Here is a 23,870-nt window from a genome sequence, read left to right as displayed (position 1 = left end):
CAAATAAAACACCTCTCTCACGCCGTGGTGACAGACAGCCACGCTACACCATTCCCGCGCAGCGGGTTCGTTCTTCCTACCATTGCTGTCATCCCGACAAAGCATTGTCTCAGGAGTTTCTGCATGCCCGAGGGCAGTGTCCCCTCCCCTGTCCTTTCTCCTACGCCCGCTTATGCCCCGGCACGCCGGAGCCCGCCCTTGTACGCCTACGTACGGAGCAGATGGTTGCGGGTATCATGGACCCTGTTTTGAACCTACGGGTACCAAGTCATTGAAATGATGGGGAATTTGATAGGCGCATGGTGTTACGCGCAACAAAAAACCCCGCTAAGCCGTTGACTTAGCGGGGTTTCAGAAACTGCAAGTGGTTGCGGGGGAAGACAACCAACGATACTTGCGATTGGTGGACCGCGAGATACCCCGCCGCGCCGCATGACAGGGTAAGCATGCTAAAGTGCGTGCAGACATCCAATCAGAATCCTTGCCACGGGCAGGGCGCCTCATATATGATCCCATAATATGGGCAATATATGAGGCAATTTGTCATGTCTGAGACTACGTTCCTCTCCGATGCCTTCGATCCGTCTGGGCTGATCGCGGCCGAACGACTAAGCAATATGCTGCACATCACAAGGGGTGAACTGGCCACCACTCTGGGCCTGTCGCGTGACGCCGTCTCGAAAAGCGCACGCCTCGGCCGCCCTGCCACCCAGGCGAGGCTGCGCGACATGGTCGAGATCCTCAATCGCGTCCGATCATGGGCGGGCTCAGCCCAGCAGGCTTTCGCATGGTACCGGTCACAGCCCCTGCCCTCCTTCGGTGATCAGACTGCCGAGGCGCTCGTCCGGGAGGGGCGCGCCGATGCTGTCCGGCGTTATCTGGATCGGATTGCCACCGGCGGCTACGCGTGAGGTTCACCGGACGGGTATTCAGGGCTCATAATCCCCGCTGGTCTTTCACCCCGCTGTCAGGCGATGGTGCCGCGCTCCACGGAGGGCGCTTCAACCCGGTCGGCACGCCCGCCCTGTACACATCACTTCGTATGGAGACTGCCTGGCTCGAAGCCCAGCAGGGTTTTCCATTCAAGCCTCAGCCCTTGACCATCTGTGCCTATGATGTCGATAGCGAACCCGTCGTCGATCTGACCGATCAATCCAGTCTTAATGATCTGGGCTTCTCCCCGGCAACCTTATCCTGTCCATGGGAAAACCTTGCCGACCAAGGCAAAGCACCGCCTTCATGGGAACTGGCAAAGGCGCTCATGGCCGATGGAGCGGCAGGCATCATCGTCCCCAGTTTTGCTCCTGGAGCAACACAAAATGATCGAAATCTTGTCTTCTGGAGGTGGTCCGACAATCCACCCTCCCGCGTGATCGTCATTGACGACGAACGACGCTTGCCAGAAAGCGCAGCCTCATGGCCATAAGATAGTCGAAGATTAAAAAATGGTAGCCGTCCAGTGCTCCGACCGGGTAGCCGCCATACGGTGGAAACGGTCAATGAACGGAACAACGCTACCATCTCCGAAACCGATATCCTGCGCGTCCGGGCACATGGGCATTCCGAGTATAGTCCGCGTCAATACGTTGCGCCGAGACAGGCATAGTCCAGCATCGACATTAGAGCACCCAGACCAAACTAGAGGTTGCTACCGGCAGACTTGCCAAGACCGATCATATAGGTGCGTTGATGCTGGTCGCACAACCGGTCCGTTCGGACCTGCGGAACCGCGTGCCCGGACAGGTCGCAGCCTGATGCGAGACCAGACGGCAACGATCAATTTTCCGAAACGCCACGGCTGGAATCGTTTGCGGCAGATTGCAGTGCAGATCCTTTCTCTCGATACCGCCATCGCAGCGTTGGAAGCAGAAGACCCGTACCGGGGCTCACCGATGGGACGTGCTGGCCAGCATCCCAGCTCTTGGACTGATCATGGCCCACGCCCTGCTGGCCGAGATGTCGGAACGCGGCACAATGGAGGAAGGCAAGGCTGCCGCTCTTGCCAGCCTCGCCCCGATCACCCGTCAGTCAGTCCAGAACATGTCGAGGAAGAAGTTTCATTCAGGGCGGCAGGGTGCCTCATTGCCATCGGGGATGGCGTTACTCCTTTACTATTGGGCGCCGTCTTTTTTCATGGCCGGCATCAGCTTGCGTGGCTTGCGATACCATGTTTCCAGATCGGCAGCCGACATCGGTTTTGCGAACAGGTATCCCTGCAGAACATCGCAATGGAGCCTCTCCAGCAGGTCGTACTGGGCTTCCGTTTCCACCCCTTCGGTCACAACCGTCATGCCCAGCCGATTGCCGATGCCGATCACGGCAGTGGTCACGGCCTGGGCATTCGCGTCATGCTCAAGATTCATGATGAAACTGCGGTCAATCTTGATTTCCGTCAGGGGCAGGCGTGTCAGGCGCGACAGGCTGGAAAAGCCGGTGCCGAAGTCGTCCATGGACAGCCCGACGCCCAGTTCGCGAATGGCGGAGAGGACGTTCATCGTCTCGTCACTCTCATCCATCATGACGCTTTCGGTGATCTCGACCGTCAACCGCTCGGGCGCAAGTCCGTATTTACGCAGCAGATCCGCGATCATAGGCACCAGACTGCGGTTGTGGAAATGGCCGGCAGACAGATTGACCGACACAACAGGGATGTGCACGCCATCGCGCTCCCACTGTGTGATCTGGCGACAGGACTCTTCGAGCGACCATCGGCCGATCGCCTCGATTTGTCCTGTTTCCTCCGCTACGGCAATGAAGCGGGAGGGGAAGATATTGCCAAGGGTGGGATGGTTCCAGCGCGAGAGGGCCTCAACGCCATAGATCTCCCCCGTCCTGGCTTCGATCTGGGGCTGGTAATGCAGGTTGAGCAGCCCCTTGGACAGGGAGTCCCGCAATGCGCTGCCGAGTACCAGCCGCTCCTGCGCTTCCTTGGTGTCGATCGTGCTGACCAGACGGTAGCTGCCGCGCGCTTCCTTCTTGGCCTGCCGCATGGCCACTTCCGCATGACTTATCAGGGATTCCCCGTCCGGACCGTTTTCGGGGAAGGTGGCGATCCCGGTACTGAACGATGCGGAAAGATGATTGCCCGCGACCTCCAGCGGACGCTGCATGGCGTCCGTTACGGTTTTTATGAAATCGACCGCAATTTCAGGTGTGGCATTGGGGATGACGACAACGAAATCATCACCGCCCGACCGGCTAAGGATATAGTTACTGCGGCAGAGTGTTTTCAGGCGCTCGGCAATGGCCTTGAGGAATGTATCCCCCTGGATGTGACCCAGTGCATCATTGATATCCCTGAAACGGTCAAGATCCAGCAGCAGCACGGCGAAACGGTTATCCCCCGGCTGGCTGATCATGGTCTTGAGGACTTTATGCAACGATGAGCGGTTGAGGAAACCCGTCAGCGGATCAAAATTCGCCAGTTGCGAAATATGCTGTCTGGCTTCGTACTGCTCGATCACGACGCCGCAGAACGGAACGGCTCCAGATACGATTTTCTTCGGCCAGTCGGCCACTTTGTGCTGGTTGCGTGAGTAAAGCGCCAGAATACCCGATATCTTGCCATTTGGCGCCTTGATGGCCGAGGCCCAGCAGTCATGGAGGCCCAGCGAAATCCCGACCGACCGATAACTTTCCCATACGATGGAACTGGCTTCGTCCAGATCGTTGGCCAACGCCGTAAGATCGGCTTCCGTCAGGGTCATCGCTTCCAGCGCCGAAACGAACCGGCGCGGCATGCCCGCCCCCGACAGAACCTGCAGGTGATGTTCTGGTGTGACCAGCATCAGGACGGCGACCGAGTTGGGTACGAATTCTTCCACGCCGTTACAGACCAGGTCAGCGACGTCCTGGATCAGCATGTCCCCCGAGAGGGAGCGGAAAACCGTGTTCTGCAGGTCCAGCAGTTTCTTGCGGTGGCTTTCTTCCGTCACGCCTTTCATAAAGGCCATGTAGTACTGTTTCTTGTCCGGTCCGATCAGCGCGGTCGAAATAGACATTTCGGCGGAAACGTAGTCGCCGCTCTTGCTTTCAAACGTGATTTCGCGCGACGTGCCGACAATCCGGTTGATACCCGTCTCGCGATTATGCGCGATATAGTCATCATGGTCGGTGCGGTAAGGCATGGGGACAAGGCACTTTACGTTGCGCCCCATCACCTCGGCCGCTGTATACCCCCAGAGTTCTTCCGCTGCACTGTTGAAAAAGACGATGCAGTTCCTGTCGTCAATAATGACGACACCATCGCGGGCCTGTTCCAACATATCCATACAGATATCGGAATTTACGTTCTCATCCGTTACCGGGAATACTTCCTTACCCACGCGATCGATCCTCAATCCATTTTCATTTTGCATGTTGTTTTATGACGTGACCTGCCCGCATTACCGCGACAGGAGCCACTGTCCGAGTGCATCGGGCGGGAGCGGTTTCGAAAAGAGATATCCCTGCATGACATCACAATGGAGACTTTCCAGAAGTGCCTTCTGCTGTTCCGTCTCCACCCCTTCCGTGACCACAGTCATGCCGAGACGACTTCCGATCCCGATAACAGCAGTTGTTACGGCCTGGGCATTTGCATCATGTTCCAGATTCATGATGAAGCTGCGGTCAATCTTGATTTCCGTAAGCGGCAGGCGCGTCAGGCGGGACAGGCTTGAAAAGCCGGTGCCGAAATCATCCATGGACAGACCGACCCCCAGGGTCCTGATCGCGTGCAGCACTGCCATCGTATCCTGGTTCTCGTCCATCATGACACTTTCGGTGATTTCCACCGTCAGACGGCGCGGTTCGATCCCGTATTCCTTCAGCAGGCGATCTATCGTCGCAGGAAGCTGAAGTTTGCGGAAATGACCCGCTGAAAGATTGACGGCAACGGTGGGCACACGGATGCCGTCGCTGTCCCATGCGACAATCTGCCGGCAGGCCTCTTCCAGCGACCACGTTCCGATCGCCTCGATCTGGCCTGTCGCTTCCGCCACGGCGATAAAACGCGATGGAAAGATATTACCCAGATGCGGGTGATGCCAGCGCGACAGCGCCTCAACACCATAAAGCTGTCCGGAGACAGCAGCGACCTGCGGCTGGTAGTGCAGGGCAAGCCGACCATTTTCCAGGGTCTCCCGTAGCGCCGAGCCCAGCAGCAGGCGATCCTGTGCCGCACTGTGATCCTCGGGGGTTGCGATGCGGTATGTCCCGGGCGCTTCCTTCTTGACCTGCCGCATGGCGGTTTCGGCAAGGCCGATAAGCGACTCACTATCCGGCCCCGTATCGGGAAACATGCTGATGCCGATGCTGACCGACGGCACGATATAATTGTTATGTATGTTGATCGGCTGCGTCAGCCCTTCGAGAAGGGCATTCGCGAACTGGACGGCGGCAGCCTCCCGGGTGTCGGGCAGGACCACGATAAATTCGTCGGCACTCGACCGACCCAGCACATAATGGCTGCGACTCAGCCGCCGGAGCCGTTCCGCCAGGGACTTGAGAAACAGGTCACCATTGGCATGACCCAGAGCCTCATTGATATCACGAAAACGGTCAAGGTTGAGCATGACGACGGCAAAATGGTGATCGCCCGGCTGGCCAACCTGTTTTTCCAGAAGTGCGTGAATCGCCCCGCGATTGAGGAAACCGGTCAGGGAATCATAGCGTGCCAGATGGGCAATATGCTGTCGGGCATCGTACTGCTCGATCACGACACCGCAAAAAGGCACGCATCCATCGACAATCCTGCGTATCCATTCGGGCTTGCTTCCCGGCGCGCGCGAGAAGAGCGCGAAGATACCGGAAACCCTCCCGCGCGAGGACAGGATGGCGGATGCCCAGCAGTGGTGCAGTCCAAGTGAGATGCCAAGGGAATAATAACTGTTCCAGACAACGGTGTCGGCATCTCCCGGATTTTGCAGCAGGCCGGTCATGTCAGCCTCTGAAAGCACGATGCTTTCCAGCGCCGCCGCGTATCGACGCGGAAACCCGGTTCCGGACAGAATCTGCAACTTCTGGCTGTCATCGACAAGCGCCAGCACTGCGACCGTGTCAGGTACGAATGTCTCGATTTCGCGGCAGATCAGATCCGCGACGTCCTGGATCATCATGTCGGTGGACAGGGACCGGAAGACGGTATTCTGCAGGTCAAGCAGGTGTTTACGGTGGCTTTCGTCCGTTATGCTCTTGATGCTGGCCAGATAATATTTTTCTCCAGCAGGAGGCATCTCGACCGCTGATATCGCCAGTTCAGCGGGAATAAGTTTTCCAGCCCGGTCCTGGAACATGATTTCACGTGATGTTCCGACGATCGTATTGACGCCGGTCTGCCGATTGCGGCTGATGAATGCGTCATGCTCGGACCTCATGCCGCTCGGGAGCAGCATGGCGACATTATGCCCGATAACGTCAGCCTGCCGGTATCCCCACAATGCCTCGGCCGCAGCGTTGAAAAACACGATATTGTTCTGCGTGTCGATGACAACGATCCCGTCCGAGGCGCCCTCAAGCAGACGCAGGGCGCGGGTTCCCGAAAGGGCTGTTTCCGGAGCAGGAAGAAGAAGCTGTTTATTCATAAGGTATATTTTCGAAATATTGTTTATATTATTGTTTTTTTTCTTATGGTTATATATGTATCTTCTGAATTTTGCGCAACAAAACTACACATATACAACTCGGACCGTCCGTCATCGCTCATGATGAGTTCGCTATTTTCTGGTGAAAGTCCGCAGACATTTCCGGGCAACCGCACAACAGACCAGACATTCCGATCCAGACTGGACACCCCATTCCCCAACAGGCCAATCAGGGTTACATCGGCAATACCGTCATAGGTTGCGGTAACGCGCGGGACCTGCCTGAATACAATCTCAAGCTGTATTCGCACAAGATCGGCATGAAATGTCAGGTCCACCAGAAGTAATCCGGCATCTGGAGTCCTGCGCCCCAGAATCAGCGCACCGCCTGGCTCTTCCACACCCACGCGCGTCCAGAGCACATGCAGCGGCCCCTTGCTGTCAAATTCCATTGTCCCGCCACGCAGGATATAGTCCCGCTCCGGGGACTGTCCGAGTTGCTGCACACTCGCGCGTAGCCACGAACCCGGCCCGGCGACCAATCGTGCAACAGCCCCACCCTGACCCGGCTGCCGCGACAGGGAGGCCCCCTGAGCTACGCCCACAAGCGCATGAGCGAGCACGAAGAACCCGCCCCGGATCTCGGTCTCCAGCGGATTGCTGGTCAGGCCTGGCAGATTGTCGGTCCGGCATCCCATGATCTCATCACCTCAGTTTCGCATAATTCTTAACATGTGCGAGCAAAGGGCATGATAGAATTAGTGTAGGAATATGTTCCTATTTTATGAATTTTACTACAAACCATTCCCCTTATTAAAAAATAATTGCATGCGACTCAAGTAAACGATATAAAAAAACCACATATAAAAAGTTAAGAATTATGCGACATATCTTGCATAATGTCTATTCATATCTTACGAGATGTGTTTTTATATTCATTGGCGATATAACATTGAACGAAAATAGAATGTTGATTGGCTATGCCCGCGTAAGTACCGACGAGCAGACCCTGGACGTGCAGCTGGATTACCTGCTTAAAGCCGGTTGCTCTCTTGTTTTCCGGGAAAAGGTTTCTGGAGCAGAGCGAGATCGTCCGGAACTGAATAAGCTACTCAAAAAAGTCAGGCGAGGAGATGTGGTGATCGTTCACAGGCTTGATCGTCTGGCACGCTCTACAAAGCATCTACTGGAAATCACAGAGTATCTACAGCATAAAAAGGCCGGATTTCGTTCACTTTCCGAACCTTGGGCAGATACAACATCCCCGGCAGGACGTATGATTCTTACTGTGTTTGCCGGGATCGCAGAATTCGAGCGCGCTCAGATCCGGGAACGTACTGCGGCAGGACGCGAACATGCCCGGGCACGCGGGGTCCATATGGGACGCCCTGCAAAACTTATGCCATCAGAAGCAGTCCTGGCCTGCCGGATGGTAACAGATGATGGAATGCCGGTCGCCGAAGTAGCCGCAAGATTTGGTATACACAAAGCAACGCTCTATCGCATTCTAACCAGAAGACAGGCCATGAAATCGACCGATAAGTCATTAAATAAAATAGAAAAAATTTCACAGACATATAAATGTCAACTTTATGAATAATTATTATTGATATATATTTGTTATTTTTTCAACTGCACAACAAATCCAAGTCTTCATTACACCTTCGGCCCATACACCAAAATGACAGGACGAAGATCGAGCATGAAACGGCTGCACTCGCTCAGTATAAAGGATCTGCGTAGCCTGCTGGTTATCGATGCCACCTGCAGCCTTGGACGTGCGGCCCTGGAGTTGGGAACATCCGTTGCGACGCTCAGCCGCCGCCTTACCCGGATCGAGGATGTACTGGGCGTGACATTGTTCGAACGAGGCATCAGCGGGACACTCGCAACCGGACCGGGTCGGCTTGTCTTGCAGCATGCGCGACGCATGATCACTGAGGCACAACACCTTCTTGCCTTCGGCGTGGGCGGTCCCGACAGTCTGGAGGGGGAGATCCGCCTCGGCCTCGCCTGCCCGCCCCTGCACCCCACGATCGAGACATGGCTCCACTTCTGGAATAAATCCTATCCCCGGATGCGGATAGGACTATATGCCCCACAGGGACAAAACATCACCACACTCCTTGCAAACCGGACAGTGGACACTGCCATCCTCCACCCGGATGTGCTGAGTACAGATCTTGCGTCTTTCCCGCTATATCGAGAACGTATCGTTGCAGTCCTGCCGGCAGACCACCCTCTTGCCAGACAGCAGTCATTACGGCTTTCCGAATTCCGCGCAGAGCGCATATTGATACCCATCACCACAGATGATGACCGTTGCGCCCGCTTCCAGCTTGGACTGCTCGGACCACAGGCACGCATCGGGATACATCGGGGCGGCATGCTCACCCTGCTCTCGCAGATTCGTGCCGGGGCCGGATTTGCATTGTGTAACACGGCTATCCGCGATTTACGCCCGCCTGGACTCGCTTTTCGGAACATTGCCGACATTCAGGCCGAGTTCGAGATGCATCTGGCCTGGCGCGCGGACGCCGAGGATGCCCTGCTGGGCCGGTTTGTCCGGTTTATGCAGACGGTGTCCCGGACCGGCCTCCCTCCCTCGTCTGGCCGTTCCGCAGACGCCGGAAACCCCGATCCGCCTGCATGAACCGGGCCAGCATGGGCGCAACCAGTCGTGCAGGCTGATAAGGCTCGGCCAGATTGTCTTGGCGGGCCATGATTTCGGCATAAGCCACCAGATCCCGGAACAGGGCTGCGGGCAGGTCCACCGTCAGCCGTACGGGTTTTTCGTCCTCGATCGTCGCCAGCCTGAGCTTCGTCATTCTTCTGTCTCCCCATAGGGTCTGAGCACAAGGTCAGTCTTGACCATGACACGCATGGGCAGACCGGGGCGGTTGACCGCCGTCGGCCTGATCGAGAGCGAGCGCGCCACGATCTGCTCTCCGGCCTGATTGAAACTTTGCGATGCCCCCATCCGCAGTGCCTGGGCGATCCCCCCCTGCCCGCTGCTGATATCGGCTTCCGAGCCGATGCTGAGGATGGTCGAGAGGATGGCCGCCTCGAAGACCTGTCCCCAGTGGTTATCCACCCTGTCGTGCAGGCCGGTATAGCCGCTGGCATCCATCCCGGGCAGGCGCTGCAGGGTAAGGGCGCGGGTATCGGGAAAGATAAGGCGGGTCCAGACCATTTGCACCCGGGTCTGGCCGAACCCGACCTGTGAATTATAGACCCCGAACAGGATGCTTCCCTGCGGGATAAGCAGGATGTGACCGGTACGGCTGTCATAGACGTTCTCCGTAACACGGGCGGTTATGTCGCCCGGCAGTTCCGAGCGGATCCCGGTGGCAAGGGCGGCCGGGATGATTGACCCTGCCATCAACGTGAAGGGGCTTGCCGGTGCCCCGACCCGATCGGCACTGACCGTCTGGCGGTCTGCGGGACCGTTCAGAAACTGCTTTTTGCTATCAGTTTCTGCAGGCACTGGCTTGTCTGCCGCGCCCGGCGTCGTAGACGTCGTGCCGGTCGTCGCTGGTCCTTCATGCGCCGTCTGGGTCTGGGTAAACAGCCGACTGAGCCGGGCGGCATCGCGTTCCTGCTCCATTTTCTGGGCCTGAGGATCACGCTCACGGGTTGGTGTCGCCATAACTGGTCCAGCAACCCCGGCCCTGAGCATGGGACCACCCAGATCACCTGGCAGCGGCGCCCCGAGACGTGGCGTGGCATGGGGCAGTTGCGAATAATCGCGGGGCAGCCCTGCCAGGCCATCGGGCGTGTTCCGGTTGCCGGTATTGTAGAGTTCAGGCGGTTTCACAGGGCCTGACGGCCGGAGCGCGTAATAGAGCGCGCCCCCCACGCCTGTCGCGCCGAGTGCGGCGAGAGAGAGCAGGACCCGTCGCGACAACCTTGTGACAGGTGGCCGTGTCGATCGCAGCCGCATTTCGGACGGTGGACGGACCGTGTCAGGTGGCCGTTGCTCGCGGCCCGTGTCGTCGTTCCCGCTCATGACCGCCGCGCGCCATCCGTGCGGACGATCCGCACCATCTGCTGTTTCCCGGCCCCGAGTTTGAGCCGGGCTGCGGCAAACAGGCGATCCACGACCATATGGGTGCCGCGTACACGGTAATTGACCAGTTGCCCGTCCCCCTGCGGTCCGATCACCCAGAGCGGCGGCATTTCGCCCTGCGCGATCCCGTTCGGGAAGTCGATGAACACCTGTCGCCCGTCATCATAGGCCCGGAGCGGTCGCCAGGGCACGTTGGCCCCTTCAATCCGGTAGCGGAAATTCAGGGCATCGAGATCGACGCCTGTGGCTACGGCCGCCTGTTCATCGGCATCCACGTCCTGCCGGCGCAGGGCCAGAAGCTGGTCCTGCGGATACTCCCACGACACCGATGCCATATAAGTCCGCTCATCGGAACGCAGTTCCAGATGATAGGTCCGCCGGTCGGTATTGATCACCAGATTGGTCATCAGATCCGGCCGTGTGGGTTTGAGCAGGATATGCACGCGGCGTTCGGCCCCGCTCCCGCTGGTGGTGTCGCCAATAATCCAGCGCACCGTATCCCCTGCCGCCACCGGACCTGTGCCCGCCAGCTTCTCGCCGGGCTGGAGCGCGATATCCGTGATCTCGCCGGGCGCGGCATAAAGCTGATAGAGCGCTCCATCCGAGAACGGATAGACCTGAATGGCGTTCAGGTATCCCGAGCGGGTCGGCTGCACCCGCGCAGCATTGTTGGCCGCTTCGACACGGACATGCGGATCTGCGGCGTCACCATGCGAGCGGCCCCGCGGGACCGGTTTGAGCTGGCCCGGCAGGGGAAGCGGCTGCGGCAGTGCCACCACCTGCACCGGTTTGGGCGGATCAGGCAGCTTCACGGCCTGCCGGGGCGTGTTGTCATAGGGCACCACTGGCGGCTTCCAGGTAGCGCAGGCACAGAGCGGGCTGGTGGCAAGCAGCAATGGGACAAGCGAGAGGACACGCATCAGTTCAGCTCCCGTGACCAGTTGAGGGCATGGATGTAAATGCCCAGCGGATTCTTCCTCAGCCGCTCGGCATTATCGGGCGACCGGACCACGACCGTCAGGATCGCGCTCCAGCGTTCGGTGGCGGACAGGGCGCTGTCGATATAGCGACGCTCGACCCATTCGACCCGGAAGCTGTCATCCGAGGCGCGGATGACGCTGGCGATCTCGACCGAGACCTGCTGCCGTCCGACCAGGGCAAAAGGATCGTTGCTGCGCGCGTAATCGTTGAGCGCCAGGGCTCCGCGATCGGTGACGTAATCATAGGCATCCAGCCAGTTCTGGCGCAGCACCACCGGATCGGCGGGAATGCCCCGCACTTCGGTAATGAAACGGGCCAGATACCAGGCGATCTGCGGATCGGTCGGGCGATAGGCGGCGGTTGCGGGGCCGATGGCCTGTGCCTGTCCCAGTTTGTCGACCTGGACCACCCAGGGCGTGATGGTGCCCCGTGCGGACTGCCAGACCAGCCCCATGGCGAGGCTTCCGGCCAGCGCCAGGCTGCCAAAGAAGGCCAGACGCCAGTTTTTCGCCTGCACGCGGGCAGAGCCGATACGCTCGTCCCAGACCTGACCGGCTTTCTGGTAGGGCGTTTCCGGTTCGGGCGTGCTGCCATAGCGGATGGTCGGGCGACGAAACATGCTCATTCTCCTTCCGACAGATCGACACCGGACCCGCCGCTCGGCCTGTCACCGCCCCGGATGGCCTGCTCGGCGGCGGAAACCCCGCCCCGAATACGCTGGTTGCGCTGCATGCGGCTGGCCCAGGCTGGCGGGGCGGAACTGCCGCCCGCAGCACCGGTGCTTCCTGTGGCCTGCGCGCCCCCTGACCCGCCTGTTGCAGCGGAGGCACCGGCGGCGTAGCTCGATTTCATGCTGGCGACCGCCTTGCGCAGCGGACTCATCGCAGCCGAAGCGCCGGTGCCAACCACGTTGGACAGGCCCCCCGCGGCATAGGCGGCCCGTGCGCCGCCAGCCACAAAGGCCGTACCACGAGCGGCCCCCGCCGCCATGCCCATTGCCGCCCCGGCCCCGGCAACACCGGCAGCAGCTACACCAAGGGCCGCAGCACCAGCGCCCGCAACACCGAGACCGGTGCCGATCGCGGCTCCCGCCCCCAGTTGCGGCCCACCGGCGATCAGCCCGTTAGCCAATGCCGGGCCGAACACGGTCAGCCCCAGCAACGTCAGGGAGGCGAGGATCAGGGTTAGCGCGTCATTGATAGTCGGCGGGTTGTTGAAACCGCTGGTGAACTGGCCGAACACTGTCGAACCGATGCCAACGATGACGGCGAGCATCAGCACCTTGATCCCGGACGACACCACATTGCCCAGCACCTTCTCCGCGAGGAAGGCGGTGCGACCGAACAGGCCGAAGGGAACAAGCACGAACCCGGCGAGCGTGGTCAGCTTGAACTCGATCAGCGCCACGAAAAGCTGGATCGCCATCACGAAGAAGCTGATGACCACGATCAGCCAGGCGATCAGCAACACCGCGATCTGGATGGCGTTGTTGAAGATGGCGACGAAGCCGACCAGCGAGGAGATCGAAGTCAGGATCGGCCTGCCAGCGTCGATGCCGACCTGCGCCAGCCGACCGGGCTGAAGCAATTGCGCCTGGGTGAGATGCCCGCCCCCAGCCTCAATCCCGAGCCCGGCGAAGGATTCATAGATGATCCGTGCCAGCCCGTTGAAATTGCCGATGATGAAGGCAAACATGCCGATGAACAGGGTCTTGCGGATCAGCCGCGCCAGCACGTCCTCATCCGGCGCCAGCGCCCAGAACAGCCCGGCCAGGGTGATGTCGATCGCAATCAGAACACCGGCAAGCCAGTGAACATCGCCCTGCACCAGACCGAAGCCGGAATCGATATACTGGGTGAAGACGGCAAGGAAATTGTCGATGACGCCGGTGCCCTGCTGCATGACGTCACCGTGCCGCGTCAGGCGCGAAGAAGCGCTTGCGGTTTTCGGCCCAGATCGTTTCGCAGGCCGGATCGCCGTCGGCCTTCATGCCGAGCGCCTGACAACGCGCCAGACCGATGGCCAGCCGATCACGCGAACCTGACGGCCCGAGATCGGGTACCCCCATTTCACGGGACACATGCCGGAGATGCAGGCTGGCGGCCACGATGATCAGAACGACCAGCCCGACGGCAACGAGCCGGAAGATGATCGGCGGGGAGAGGCGTAACCCGCGCATCAGTGGAACATCTGCGCGGAGCCGGGCGTATAGCCGCCACCGTAATTCAGGAAATTTGCCAGTTGCGCCCTGCCCTGCTCCTCGCTCTCGACCTGACGGGCGCCTTCCAGCGCCTGGGCGCGGCCCATCGCCGTAACGACGGCAGTGAGGTCGGCAAGCTGGCGCGTCTGCAGCGCGGTGAGCTGGTTGCCCGATTGCGCGGCCTGCAGGGCGCCGCTCGCCGCCTGGCTCGAGGTGACCAGACTGTCGATCTGGCTGCGGGTCGCATCGAGATTCTGCACCGCGCCGGCCTGCACCCGCAGTCCGTCCTGATACGCACCTCGCGCGTTCTGCCATCGTGTTTGCGCGTCGGCCGTCATCTGCGCCGCTGAGGTCGGGCTGCCCAGCGCCTGCGGATAGGTCTGCGAAAACGCCTGATCGATACTGGTCAGATTATAGGAAAGCCCTTGGGCCTGACCGACGATCTGTTGCGTCTGGGCGATCGACTGTTCCATCGGCGCCAGCACCGAGAGCGGCAGATTGGCGAGATTGCGGGCCTGGTTCTCCAGCATGGTCGCCTCATTGAGCAGGCTCTGCGCCTGCTGGTTGACCTGCTGCAATTCCCGGGCGGCGGTGAGAACATTCTGCACATGATTGGCCGCGTCATAGACTGCCCATTGCGCATGGACCGGTGCGCTTAGGGCAAGCGGCAGCACCAGAACAGCGCCGGACACGAAAACTGATTTCATTGTCAGACTCTTCTTCATGACGGTCCTCTCGGATTAAGCATCTCGATCGCCCACTCGACGCCCCTGTGCGCCAGCCAGGCGGCGGCAAACCCTTCGCACCCATGCCGGGCGAAGATCCGGTCGATGGCGGCCTGGTCGTCGGGCGAGGATGCGGCGGTGAAGGCCAGCGCCACCTCGGACAGGCCGAGATCGAACAGCCGGTTGCCGCGACGGGACTGGCAGTAATAGTCGCGCTTGGGCGTCGCCCGACTGAGGATCTCGATCTGGCGGTCGTTCAGGCCAAACCGGCGATAAATCGCGGTGATCTGCGGCTCCAGCGCCCGGTCGTTGGGCAGGAACACCCGCGTCGGGCAACTCTCGATCAGCGCCGGGGCGATCGGGCTGGCGTCGATATCGGCCAGCGATTGGGTGGCGAAGATGACCGAGGCGTTCTTCTTGCGCAGCGTCTTCAGCCATTCCCGGAGTTGCCCGGCAAAGGCGCGATCATCCAGCGCCAGCCAGCCCTCGTCGATGATCAGCAAGGTCGGGCTGCCGTCGAAGCGGTCCTCGACGCGGTGGAACAGATAGGACAGTACGGCGGACGCCGCACCCGAACCGATCAGCCCTTCGATCTCGAAGGCCTGGATATCGGCCACGCCGAGCCGCTCGTGCTCGGCGTCGAGCAATTGTCCCCACGGGCCGCCAACGCAATAGGGCTGCAACGCCTGCTTCAAAGCCAGCGACTGGAGCAACGCCGACAGGCCGGTGAGGGTGCGCTCCGCGACCGGGGCCGAGGCCAGCGAAGTTAGCGCCGACCACAGATGCTCCTTGAGGTCGGGGGCGACCGTGATACCCTCGCGCTCCAGCAGGGTCGCCACCCATTCCGCCGCCCAGGCCCGCTCGCCCAGTTCGTCGATCCGTGCCAGCGGCTGCAATGCAACCGGCTCGTTCACGTCCTGCGCCAGCGCACCGCCAAGATCGTGCCAGTCGCCACCCATCGCCAGCGTTGCCGCGCGGATCGAGCCACCGAAATCGAACGCGAAGATCCGGGCACCGGCATAGCGGCGGAACTGCATCGCCATGAACGCCAGCAGCACGGATTTACCGGCACCTGTCGGCCCGGCGATCAGTGTGTGGCCGACATCGCCGACATGGAGAGCGAAGCGGAACGGGGTCGAACCCTCGGTGCGGGCATAGAACAGCGGCGGCGCGTTGAAATGCCCGTCCCGCTCTGGCCCGGCCCACACCGCGGAGAGCGGGATCATATGGGCGAGGTTCAGGGTCGAGACGCAGGGCTGGCGGACATTGGCGTAGACATGACCCGGCAGACTGCCGAACCAGGCCTCGATGGCGTTCACCGTCTCACGCATGCAGGTGAAGTCGCGGCCCTGGATGGTCTTCTCCACCAGACGCAGCCGGTCCGCGGCGATCACAGGATCCTCGTCCCACACCGTGACGGTGGCGGTGACATAGGCCTGTCCGACCTGATCCGTGCCGAGTTCCTGCAACGCCGCATCGGCGTCGGCGGCCTTGTTGGCGGCGTCGGAATCCAGCAGCACCGAGGCCTCGTTGGTCATGACCTCCTTGAGGATGGCCATGATCGATTTGCGCTTGGCGAACCATTGCCGCCTGATTCTGCCCAGCACTTTCGTCGCGTCGGTGCGGTCGAGGCAGATCGCCCGCGTCGACCAGCGATAAGGAAAGGCCAGCCGGTTCAGCTCATCCAGCAGACCCGGCCAGGTCTGGGTCGGAAAGCCGGTGATGGTGAGCGTACGCAGATGCGCATCGCCCAAGCGGGGCTCCAGCCCGCCGGTCAGCTCCTCGTCGACCAGGATGGCGTCGAGGTGCATCGGAATTTCCGGCACCCGGACCCGCTGCAGGCGGGTCGAGATGCAGGAATGCAGATAGGTCAGGGTCTCGGCGTCATCGAGCCAGTCGGCCTCCGGCATGAAGCCGTCGAGCAGCGCCAGCACTCGGTCGGTCTGGTCGATGAAACCCGCGACCACCGCCCGCCAGTCGGAGCCGCCACGGGCGCGGTTCTCGTAGAGCCAGGCTTCCGCGCGGGCGGCATCGTCCGCTGGCGGCAGCCAGACCAGGGTGAGGAAATAACGGCTCTCATAATGCGCGCCCTCTTCCTCGAACTGTGCCCGGCGTTCGGCATCGACCAGTTCGGAGGCTGGATCGGGGAACAGGCCGGACGGATAGCCCCGCGCCGGACGGCGCTGCGCTTCGACGAAAATGGCCCAGTCCGAGCCCAGCCGCCGCAGGGCGTTGTTCAGGCGGGACGTGATGGCGACCAGTTCGGACGCGGTCGAGGAGTCCAGGTCGGGACCGCGAAACCGGGCGGTGCGCTGGAAGGCGCCGTCCTTGTTCAGCACCACGCCTTTGGCGACCAACGCCGCCCAGGGCAGGAAATCGGCGAGACGGTCGCGGCGGTGGCGGTATTCTGCGAGGTTCAGCATGGAACCCTCATCCGACCAGATGGGTGGGATAGCGCAGGTGCCGGCGCACCACGTCGACGAAGGCGGGATCGCGCTTCGCGGCCCAGACGGCGGCGAGATGGCCGACCAGCCAGAAGATCCCTCCGGCGATCCACAGTCGCAGCCCGAGCCCGATTGCCGCCGCCAGCGTGCCGTTGACGATCGCCACCGTGCGCGGCGCGCCGCCGAGCAGGATCGGCTCGATCAGGGCGCGATGCACCGGGGCGGTGAAGCCGGGAATGGCATCCGGTTCCATCAGATCAGCGCCCCGCCCGAGAAGGAGAAAAAGGACAGGAAGAAGCTGGAGGCGGCAAAGGCGATCGACAGGCCGAAGACGATCTGGATCAGGCGGCGGAAGCCGCCCGAGGTTTCGCCGAAGGCCAGGGTCAGGCCGGTCACGGTGATGATGATCACCGAGATGATCTTGGCCACCGGTCCCTGCACACTTTCCAGGATCTGGTTGAGCGGCTCCTCCCACGGCATGCTGGAACCCGCGGCATAGGCCGGGGCCGACAGCAGGGCGAGCGAGAGAATCGCGCCGGCCACGGCAAAGCGGTGGCGCAGGACAATCATGTGGGTCATGACGGGTCTCCGGCAGGTGCGAGGATGTAGTCTCCATCGGGGCTCAGCCCTCGGACGGTGGCGAGTTCGGCCAGCCGGCGCGCACTGCCGCGCCCGGACAGCACCGCGATGACATCGATGGTCTCGGCGATCAGGGCGCGCGGCACGGTGACGACGGCTTCCTGGATCAGCTGCTCCAGCCGGCGCAGTGCCCCGATCGCCGACCCGGCATGCAGGGTGCCGACGCCGCCGGGATGCCCGGTGCCCCAGGCCTTGAGCAGATCCAGCGCCTCGGCGCCGCGCACCTCGCCAATCGGAATCCGGTCGGGGCGCAGGCGCAGCGAGGAGCGCACGAGGTCGGAGAGCGAAGCCGCGCCGTCTTTGGTGCGCAGGGCGACCAGGTTGGGCGCGGCGCATTGCAGTTCACGGGTGTCCTCGATCAGCACCACCCGGTCGCCGGTCTGGGCGATCTCGGCCAGCAGGGCGTTGACCAGCGTGGTCTTGCCGGTGGAGGTGCCGCCGGCGACGAGAATGTTCTGCCGGTCGGCGACGGCGCGACGCAGGAACGCGGCCTGTGCAGCGGTCATGATCCCGGCGGCCACATAATCGTCGAGCGAGAACACCGCGACCGCCGGACGCCGGATCGCGAAGCAGGGTGCGGCCACCACCGGAGGCACCAACCCTTCGAACCGCTCCCCGCTTCCCGGCAATTCGGCGGAGACGCGCGGGCTGGCGGGATGCACCTCGACCCCGACATGATGGGCGACCAGGCGGACGATCCGCTCGGCGTCAGCCGGCGCGATCCGGGTGCCGCTGTCCTCCATCCCGCCCGTAAGCCGGTCGATCCACAGCCGGCCGTCGGGATTGAGCATCACCTCGACGATCGACGGATCGTCGAGGTGCCCGGCGATGGCCGAACCCAGTGCGGTGCGCAGCATGCGCGTGCCGCGGGCGACGGCTTCGGAGCGGAAGGGAGCGACGGACACTGGGAACCCCGCGATTGGCCTCCCACAGGAGGCGATGGATCAGCGGGATCGATTAGAAAGAGGCATGGACGCGGAAGCGCAACAAGTCTCTGGAGCAGTAGGGCGCTGGGATAGAAGAACTTGCATAGGGGTGTGTCGCCGTTTGAGCGGTGACGCGGCAACAGGGCGCTGCTACCGTTTTCTGGAATCGACCACGACACGGACCTGTGCCCGCATGAGCAAAGCCTTCATCGCCGCCGTTCTTCAGGACTCGCTGGACTGCACCGGCGTTGCCGCCACCAAGGCCGCCGATGACCTGGTCGGGGCCATTGTCGCCGAACTGAAGCAGGAGGGCGGGTTCACGCTGCCGTCCTTTGGGACCTTCACCGTCCACAAGACCAAGGCCCCAAGGCGCTCAATCCCCGCACCGGCGAGCCGGTGAAGGTCAAGGCAGGCAAGACCGTGCGCTTCAAGGCAAGCCCCGTGCTGAAAAAGGCAGTCTGATTGAACACGTCATCCAGTAACCACCAGATGGTAATTGTCGGAGATAAAAGATCAGAAGACAGGCAGCTTCCGCCCCCATCTCGGTCGTTTGGACCACAAGATTATTTGTCAAATAGCGGACATCAGCGCTTCAAAGCCTCGTTGTAGAGCTTGTCTGGATTTCACTGATTACACCTATTGAATGATTCCAAGACACAGGCAGTCCCCCAATAGACGTTACGGTGAAAATTTCGGCGATACGGACTTTTGATCGGATCATATGACAAGCACATCCTTATATCCTTGTCATACTGCCCCATAGTATGAAAGGATACTCAAGGGCAGTATATTCGGAGTAAACGTTTCGTGCCGCACACACCAACTGAGAAAAAGCGCGTTCTGACCCGCGTGCGCCGTATTCGCGGGCAACTTGATGCGCTGGAACAGGCTCTGGAGAAGGGGGCTGATTGTGGTCCGGTACTGCAACAGGTTGCGGCTATCCGAGGAGCGATCAACGGATTAATGGCCGGTGTTCTTGAAAGCCACCTGCGGGAAGAATTTGTTGAATGCGCCGGTGATCGTGATGCTGCCAGTGGTTCGATCGAGAATGTGGTGTCACTCGTTCGATCCTATCTCCGGTAATGCTCACGACGCTGACTGACAGGTTATTTGGAGAAAAAATCATGAAATCACGGGCCGCAGTTGCTTTCGAGGCGGGTAAGCCCCTTGAGATTGTCGAGATCGACGTAGCGCCTCCTCGTGCGGGTGAGGTGCTCGTGCAGATCACACATACGGGTGTCTGCCACACCGATGCGTTTACTCTGTCAGGGGATGATCCCGAAGGACTGTTCCCGGTCGTTTTGGGTCACGAAGGCGCGGGAATTGTGATCGAGGTCGGGGAAGGGGTGACCAGCGTTGCCCCCGGCGACCACGTCATTCCGCTTTACACGGCTGAATGTGGTGAATGTCTGTTCTGTAAGTCTGGAAAAACCAATCTCTGCATTTCAGTGCGCGCCACACAGGGTAAGGGTGTGATGCCGGATGGTACGACGCGTTTTTCCTACAAAGGTCAGCCGATCCATCATTACATGGGGTGTTCGACGTTTAGCGAATACACGGTTGTCGCCGAGGTTTCTTTGGCTAAAATCAACTCCGCATCCAATCCAGAGCATGTCTGTTTGCTGGGATGTGGCGTCACCACCGGGATCGGTGCGGTACACAACACGGCCAAGGTACAGCCGGGAGATACGGTTGCCGTCTTCGGACTGGGCGGGATCGGTCTAGCGGTGATTCAGGGAGCGCGACAAGCAAAGGCTGGCCGGATTTTCGCTATTGATACCAATCCGGAAAAATTTGAACTTGCCAGGGCGTTCGGCGCCACGGAGTTCCTTAATCCGAAGGACTATGACAAACCGATCCAACAGGTTCTGGTGGAAATGACCGGCTGGGGCATTGATCATACCTTTGAATGTATCGGCAACGTCAATGTTATGCGCGCGGCGCTGGAAGCCGCCCATCGTGGGTGGGGGCAGTCGATCGTCATCGGTGTGGCTGGGGCTGGTCAGGAGATATCAACCCGTCCCTTCCAGCTTGTCACGGGTCGTTCGTGGCGCGGCACGGCTTTTGGTGGTGTCAAGGGGCGCAGCCAACTTCCCGGAATGGTCGAAGACGCCATGCGCGGCGATATCGAGCTTGCGCCTTTCGTAACGCACACCATGCCGCTCGAAGATATCAATACGGCCTTCGATCTGATGCATGAAGGAAAATCCATCCGTTCCGTCATTCATTTCTAAGGTCTGTGTCTCTCGGCGCAACATCATTTCCAACGGTTGGAAATTACAGGAGAACAATCATGGCATTTATTTCAGGTGACGGTGTTTTCTCTCACGTTTTTCTCGGGGCGGTGGATACTGCGGTATCTGCGAAATTCTATGATGCCGCGCTTGCGGCTCTGGGCATAAAAAACCTGGGGCCGTTCGGGCATGGGTGGATTCTGTATGGCCGCGAGAAACCAGCGTTCATCATTGCGCGTCCTGGCAACGGTGAAGTGCCCTCAAGCAACGGTGTCACCATCGGTTTTGCGGCAGCGACACCCGCCGAAGTGGATGCTTTTCATGCCGCAGGTCTCGCCAATGGAGGAACCGATGAAGGAAGGCGCACCCGGCCCGCGAAGCCATCTACCGGGCGCTTATGCCGCCTATCTCCGGGATCCGGCAGGTAACAAGATATGCAGTTATACCTTCACGGACGGCAATTGACGTGCGCAAAAGGCCGTGAAAGCCATGGAACGCAAAGAAACGCACGCCTCTTTCGGGGGCGTGCAGGAAGTCTGGCGACACAATGCCGTGTCGTTAGGTGTGGAAGCAAACTTCGCGATTTACCTGCCTCCGCAGGCAAAAACTGAAAAGGTTCCTGTTCTTTACTGGCTCTCTGGCCTGACATGCACGGAGCAGAATTTCATTGGCAAGGCTGGCGCGCAACGCGTGGCTGCGGAACTGGGCATCGCCATTGTCGCGCCAGATACCAGTCCACGGGGTGTGGAGGTGGCTGATGACGATGCTTACGATCTTGGTCAGGGCGCTGGATTTTACATCAATGCGACGCAGGAACCGTGGGCGGCACATTATCGAATGTATGATTACGTCGTCACGGAACTTCCTGCGCTGATTGAAGCGAATTTTCCGGTTACGCAGCAGCGAGGTATTGCGGGACATTCGATGGGTGGATTTGGCGCCATCATGATCGCGCTGCGTAATCCTGGTCGCTATCGTTCTGTGTCAGCCTTTTCACCCATTGTGGCGCCAACGCAGGTACCATGGGGTGAAAAAGCGTTCAGCGCTTATCTTGGTCCGGATCGTGCCAGTTGGGCGGCCTATGATCCGCTTGAACTTGTGCGGACAGCGACGGAAAGACTGCCTGTCCTGATAGATCAGGGTTTGGCAGATCAATTTCTGAAAGAACAACTCAGGCCACAACTGTTCCAGGCAGCCGCACAGAACGCAGGGCAGGAACTCATTCTGAATCTTCGTCCTGATTACGATCACAGTTATTATTTTATAGCCAGTTTCATTGCAGATCATCTCAGACATTTCGTGAGTAAACTACGATGAACAGATTGTCAGATTTTTTGGATCCGCGCTTTTCTGGCTTCGGGTGGAGACGAAATCTGTTAGGGGCGTCTTTGAAACTGTGGAATTAACTGGCGGCTTTCTGCATCTTTTGTCCGGAAGCAGACATTCCGTTTGCCTGAAGAGTTTCGGGCGCCGCGAGGCGTACGAAAGTCTGGGAAGACCGAACCCGCGACACCGGGACTCAGTTATGGGGAATTTGCAACTGGCGCCACCCCGGAGGAGAGGCTGAGCGAGAGCATAAAGGTGCGTATGTGGAACTGGAACGGGTTTTTGTGATCGGATCTGTATGATGCGATGACGGAACTGGCGGTGCAGGCAGCGATTTTCCCGGGTTTTCCAGTGATGCGTACAGGAACCTCGCTTTGCCGGAGCGGAGCTACTCCGGCATCGGGATCGGTCATGCTGTGGTCTCTGCGGGCTGTCATGGTGATCCCCCGGCCGGATCAGTCGCCGGTGGCGGCCCTCTGGGCTGGTACCAGCGGGGAAGGATCTGGATAACAACCATTAGTCCGCCACAGCATGGGCAGGGCAGTGGCGTGACCGGTTCGGGCTCCGGGATTTCTGCCGCTGGCGTGGGTATGACATTCAGCAGTTCCCGCACCCGGGCGAGGCTGGCCTTGCGGCTGGAACTGGCCAGCAGGCCATAATGGCGGATGCGATGAAATCCCCGTGGCAGGACATGCAACATGAAGCGACGGATGAACTCATCCGTGGCGAGCGTCATGACCTGCTGCTGGTGGGCCGTGTCCCGCCTGTAGTCCTTGTAGCGGAACGTCACGCCGTTTTCGTTGAACGCCAGGAGGCGGCGGTTCGAGATGGCGACGCGGTGGGTATAGCGCGACAGGTAGGCCAGCACCGCTTTGGGACCCGCAAAAGGTGGTTTGGCATAAACAACCCAGCGCCTGCCGCGCACGGGGGCCAGATACCGCAGAAAGGTACGACGGTCTGCGAGAGGGGCAAGACGGCCCCGGAAGGCCAGCCGGTCAGCATCGAAAAGCGCAAGTAACCGGGTGAGGAACAGACGACGAAACAGCTTGCCCAGCACGCGAACGGGCAGGAGGAAGGCCGGGCGCGACGAGATCCAGCGCTGGCCATCGGGCGACAGGCCGCCGCCCGGCACGATCATGTGCACATGGGGATGGTGGGTCAGCGCCGACCCCCAGCTGTGCAGCACGGCAGTGATGCCGATGCGGGCACCCAGATGCCGGGGATCGGCGGCGATCGTCATCATCGTCTCCGAGGCAGCCTGGAACAGCAGGGCGTAGAGAACGGCCTTGTTCTGCAGCGCGATGTCGGCGATCCGCGCTGGCAGGGTGAAGACGACATGGAAATACCCGACCGGCAGCAGATCGGCCTCCCGCTCGGCCAGCCATGTCCGCGCGGCGTTCCCCTGGCAGCGCGGACAGTGACGGTTGCGGCAGCTGTTATAAGCGATCCGCCAGTGTCCACAGTTCCCGCAGGCCGCGACATGACCACCAAGGGCCGCCGTGCGACAGTGTTCGATCGCCGACATGACCTTGAGCTGCTGCAGGGGGAGACGGCCGGCATGGGCTGACCGCCAGGCAGGGCCGGCAGCCCGGAAGATATCTCCCAGTTCGAGGGAGGCGGACATGACCGTACCCACCGAAGCTCGGAGATCAGCCGTCGGGCCTCGCCTGCGTTGTCGCCAGCATACCCAGCCTGTCGAGCGGACTGATGACGGCCCGCACGGTCCGTGTCGCAACTTTTGTATAAAGGGCCGTGGTCTCCGG

The 23,870-nt window shown here is 60.5% G+C and carries 23 protein-coding genes and 2 pseudogenes; 10 read left to right on the top strand and 15 right to left on the bottom strand.

What is annotated here, in order from left to right:
* Nucleotides 1-545: 545 nt before the first annotated feature.
* From MSKU9_RS13595 to MSKU9_RS18940, 3 genes and pseudogenes are all read left to right on the top strand, one after another.
* Nucleotides 546-911 (top strand): antitoxin Xre/MbcA/ParS toxin-binding domain-containing protein, encoded by a 366-nt coding sequence (locus MSKU9_RS13595; RefSeq protein ID WP_141261933.1) that lies wholly within the window; start codon nt 546-548, stop codon nt 909-911.
* On the top strand, nt 908-1,426 hold the full coding sequence (locus MSKU9_RS13590) for an RES family NAD+ phosphorylase (RefSeq protein ID WP_141261932.1): 519 nt from the start codon (nt 908-910) through the stop codon (nt 1,424-1,426). Before MSKU9_RS13595 ends, MSKU9_RS13590 begins: the two co-directional genes overlap by 4 nt.
* 473 nt (nt 1,427-1,899) lie before the next feature.
* Nucleotides 1,900-2,034 (top strand): annotated as a pseudogene (locus MSKU9_RS18940) (transposase); the annotation flags it as partial.
* 77 nt (nt 2,035-2,111) lie between these two features.
* On the opposite strand, the gene MSKU9_RS13580 reads toward MSKU9_RS18940, so the two are convergent.
* The 3 genes from MSKU9_RS13580 to MSKU9_RS13570 form a co-directional block, all read right to left on the bottom strand.
* Nucleotides 2,112-4,271 (bottom strand): EAL domain-containing protein, encoded by a 2,160-nt coding sequence (locus MSKU9_RS13580; RefSeq protein ID WP_141261934.1) that lies wholly within the window; start codon nt 4,269-4,271, stop codon nt 2,112-2,114.
* 114 nt (nt 4,272-4,385) lie between these two features.
* Nucleotides 4,386-6,563, bottom strand: coding sequence for an EAL domain-containing protein (locus MSKU9_RS13575; protein WP_141261931.1), 2,178 nt, complete (start codon nt 6,561-6,563; stop codon nt 4,386-4,388).
* A 23-nt stretch (nt 6,564-6,586) separates the two neighbouring features.
* The gene (locus MSKU9_RS13570; protein ID WP_141261929.1) at nt 6,587-7,261 is read right to left on the bottom strand and encodes a hypothetical protein; all 675 of its coding nucleotides are present in this window, start codon (nt 7,259-7,261) and stop codon (nt 6,587-6,589) included.
* Between the two features lie 269 nt (nt 7,262-7,530).
* Here MSKU9_RS13570 and MSKU9_RS13565 point away from each other — a divergent pair, with 269 nt between their 5' ends.
* Together MSKU9_RS13565 and MSKU9_RS13560 are read left to right on the top strand one after the other, a co-directional pair.
* The gene (locus MSKU9_RS13565; RefSeq protein ID WP_141261928.1) at nt 7,531-8,163 is read left to right on the top strand and encodes a recombinase family protein; all 633 of its coding nucleotides are present in this window, start codon (nt 7,531-7,533) and stop codon (nt 8,161-8,163) included.
* A 102-nt stretch (nt 8,164-8,265) separates the two neighbouring features.
* A complete protein-coding gene (locus MSKU9_RS13560; protein ID WP_162515742.1) occupies nt 8,266-9,216 on the top strand; it encodes a LysR family transcriptional regulator in 951 nt (316 codons plus the stop codon).
* Here the strand turns inward: MSKU9_RS13560 and MSKU9_RS13555 are convergent.
* The 11 genes from MSKU9_RS13555 to trbB are packed head-to-tail and all read right to left on the bottom strand — an operon-like array spanning nt 9,134 to nt 18,526.
* Complete coding sequence (locus tag MSKU9_RS13555; RefSeq protein WP_141260067.1) at nt 9,134-9,391, bottom strand: DUF2274 domain-containing protein; 258 nt, start codon at nt 9,389-9,391, stop codon at nt 9,134-9,136. The genes MSKU9_RS13560 and MSKU9_RS13555 overlap by 83 nt on opposite strands.
* The gene (locus MSKU9_RS13550) at nt 9,388-10,572 is read right to left on the bottom strand and encodes a TrbI/VirB10 family protein (RefSeq protein WP_141261926.1); all 1,185 of its coding nucleotides are present in this window, start codon (nt 10,570-10,572) and stop codon (nt 9,388-9,390) included. Before MSKU9_RS13550 ends, MSKU9_RS13555 begins: the two co-directional genes overlap by 4 nt.
* Entirely contained in the window at nt 10,569-11,552 is a 984-nt protein-coding gene (trbG, locus tag MSKU9_RS13545) for a P-type conjugative transfer protein TrbG (protein ID WP_141261925.1), read from the bottom strand. The genes MSKU9_RS13550 and trbG overlap by 4 nt, the downstream gene beginning before the upstream one ends.
* Nucleotides 11,552-12,232, bottom strand: coding sequence for a conjugal transfer protein TrbF (gene trbF, locus MSKU9_RS13540; RefSeq protein ID WP_141261924.1), 681 nt, complete (start codon nt 12,230-12,232; stop codon nt 11,552-11,554). The genes trbG and trbF overlap by 1 nt, the downstream gene beginning before the upstream one ends.
* Nucleotides 12,233-12,234: 2 nt before the next feature.
* A complete protein-coding gene (gene trbL / locus MSKU9_RS13535; protein ID WP_141261923.1) occupies nt 12,235-13,515 on the bottom strand; it encodes a P-type conjugative transfer protein TrbL in 1,281 nt (426 codons plus the stop codon).
* A 4-nt stretch (nt 13,516-13,519) separates the two neighbouring features.
* Nucleotides 13,520-13,792 carry a putative entry exclusion protein TrbK-alt gene (gene trbK-alt, locus MSKU9_RS13530; protein ID WP_141261922.1) on the bottom strand — a complete coding sequence of 91 codons (273 nt, stop codon included), beginning with the start codon at nt 13,790-13,792 and terminating at the stop codon, nt 13,520-13,522.
* A complete protein-coding gene (gene trbJ, locus MSKU9_RS13525) occupies nt 13,792-14,538 on the bottom strand; it encodes a P-type conjugative transfer protein TrbJ (RefSeq protein WP_141261921.1) in 747 nt (248 codons plus the stop codon). Before trbJ ends, trbK-alt begins: the two co-directional genes overlap by 1 nt.
* Nucleotides 14,535-16,961, bottom strand: coding sequence for a conjugal transfer protein TrbE (gene trbE, locus MSKU9_RS13520; protein ID WP_141261920.1), 2,427 nt, complete (start codon nt 16,959-16,961; stop codon nt 14,535-14,537). The genes trbJ and trbE overlap by 4 nt, the downstream gene beginning before the upstream one ends.
* 7 nt (nt 16,962-16,968) lie before the next feature.
* On the bottom strand, nt 16,969-17,235 hold the full coding sequence (locus MSKU9_RS13515; RefSeq protein ID WP_077807154.1) for a VirB3 family type IV secretion system protein: 267 nt from the start codon (nt 17,233-17,235) through the stop codon (nt 16,969-16,971).
* Nucleotides 17,235-17,561: a TrbC/VirB2 family protein gene (locus tag MSKU9_RS13510; protein WP_141261919.1), complete on the bottom strand. Its 327-nt coding sequence runs from the start codon at nt 17,559-17,561 to the stop codon at nt 17,235-17,237. The genes MSKU9_RS13515 and MSKU9_RS13510 overlap by 1 nt, the downstream gene beginning before the upstream one ends.
* Nucleotides 17,558-18,526 (bottom strand): P-type conjugative transfer ATPase TrbB, encoded by a 969-nt coding sequence (trbB, locus tag MSKU9_RS13505; protein ID WP_193557705.1) that lies wholly within the window; start codon nt 18,524-18,526, stop codon nt 17,558-17,560. Before trbB ends, MSKU9_RS13510 begins: the two co-directional genes overlap by 4 nt.
* A gap of 214 nt (nt 18,527-18,740) precedes the next feature.
* On the opposite strand from trbB, the pseudogene MSKU9_RS13500 reads away from it, so the two are divergent.
* From MSKU9_RS13500 to fghA, 5 genes and pseudogenes are all read left to right on the top strand, one after another.
* Nucleotides 18,741-19,009, top strand: a pseudogene (locus MSKU9_RS13500) (HU family DNA-binding protein).
* A gap of 345 nt (nt 19,010-19,354) precedes the next feature.
* On the top strand, nt 19,355-19,630 hold the full coding sequence (gene frmR, locus MSKU9_RS13495) for a formaldehyde-responsive transcriptional repressor FrmR (RefSeq protein WP_141261917.1): 276 nt from the start codon (nt 19,355-19,357) through the stop codon (nt 19,628-19,630).
* A 41-nt stretch (nt 19,631-19,671) separates the two neighbouring features.
* Nucleotides 19,672-20,781, top strand: a complete 1,110-nt coding sequence (locus MSKU9_RS13490) for an S-(hydroxymethyl)glutathione dehydrogenase/class III alcohol dehydrogenase (protein ID WP_086654297.1) — start codon at nt 19,672-19,674, stop codon at nt 20,779-20,781.
* 59 nt (nt 20,782-20,840) lie between these two features.
* Nucleotides 20,841-21,209 carry a VOC family protein gene (locus MSKU9_RS13485; protein ID WP_456305982.1) on the top strand — a complete coding sequence of 123 codons (369 nt, stop codon included), beginning with the start codon at nt 20,841-20,843 and terminating at the stop codon, nt 21,207-21,209.
* Nucleotides 21,210-21,270: 61 nt separating this feature from the next.
* Nucleotides 21,271-22,098 (top strand): S-formylglutathione hydrolase, encoded by an 828-nt coding sequence (gene fghA / locus MSKU9_RS13480; RefSeq protein WP_141261916.1) that lies wholly within the window; start codon nt 21,271-21,273, stop codon nt 22,096-22,098.
* Between the two features lie 442 nt (nt 22,099-22,540).
* On the opposite strand, the gene MSKU9_RS13475 is transcribed toward fghA, so the two are convergent.
* A complete protein-coding gene (locus tag MSKU9_RS13475) occupies nt 22,541-23,731 on the bottom strand; it encodes an IS91 family transposase (protein ID WP_141261915.1) in 1,191 nt (396 codons plus the stop codon).
* Nucleotides 23,732-23,870 lie beyond the last annotated feature (139 nt).

It is taken from the genome of Komagataeibacter diospyri, assembly GCF_006538165.1.
Taxonomy (GTDB): domain Bacteria; phylum Pseudomonadota; class Alphaproteobacteria; order Acetobacterales; family Acetobacteraceae; genus Komagataeibacter; species Komagataeibacter diospyri.
This window is presented reverse-complemented; position numbering and strand designations above follow the sequence as displayed.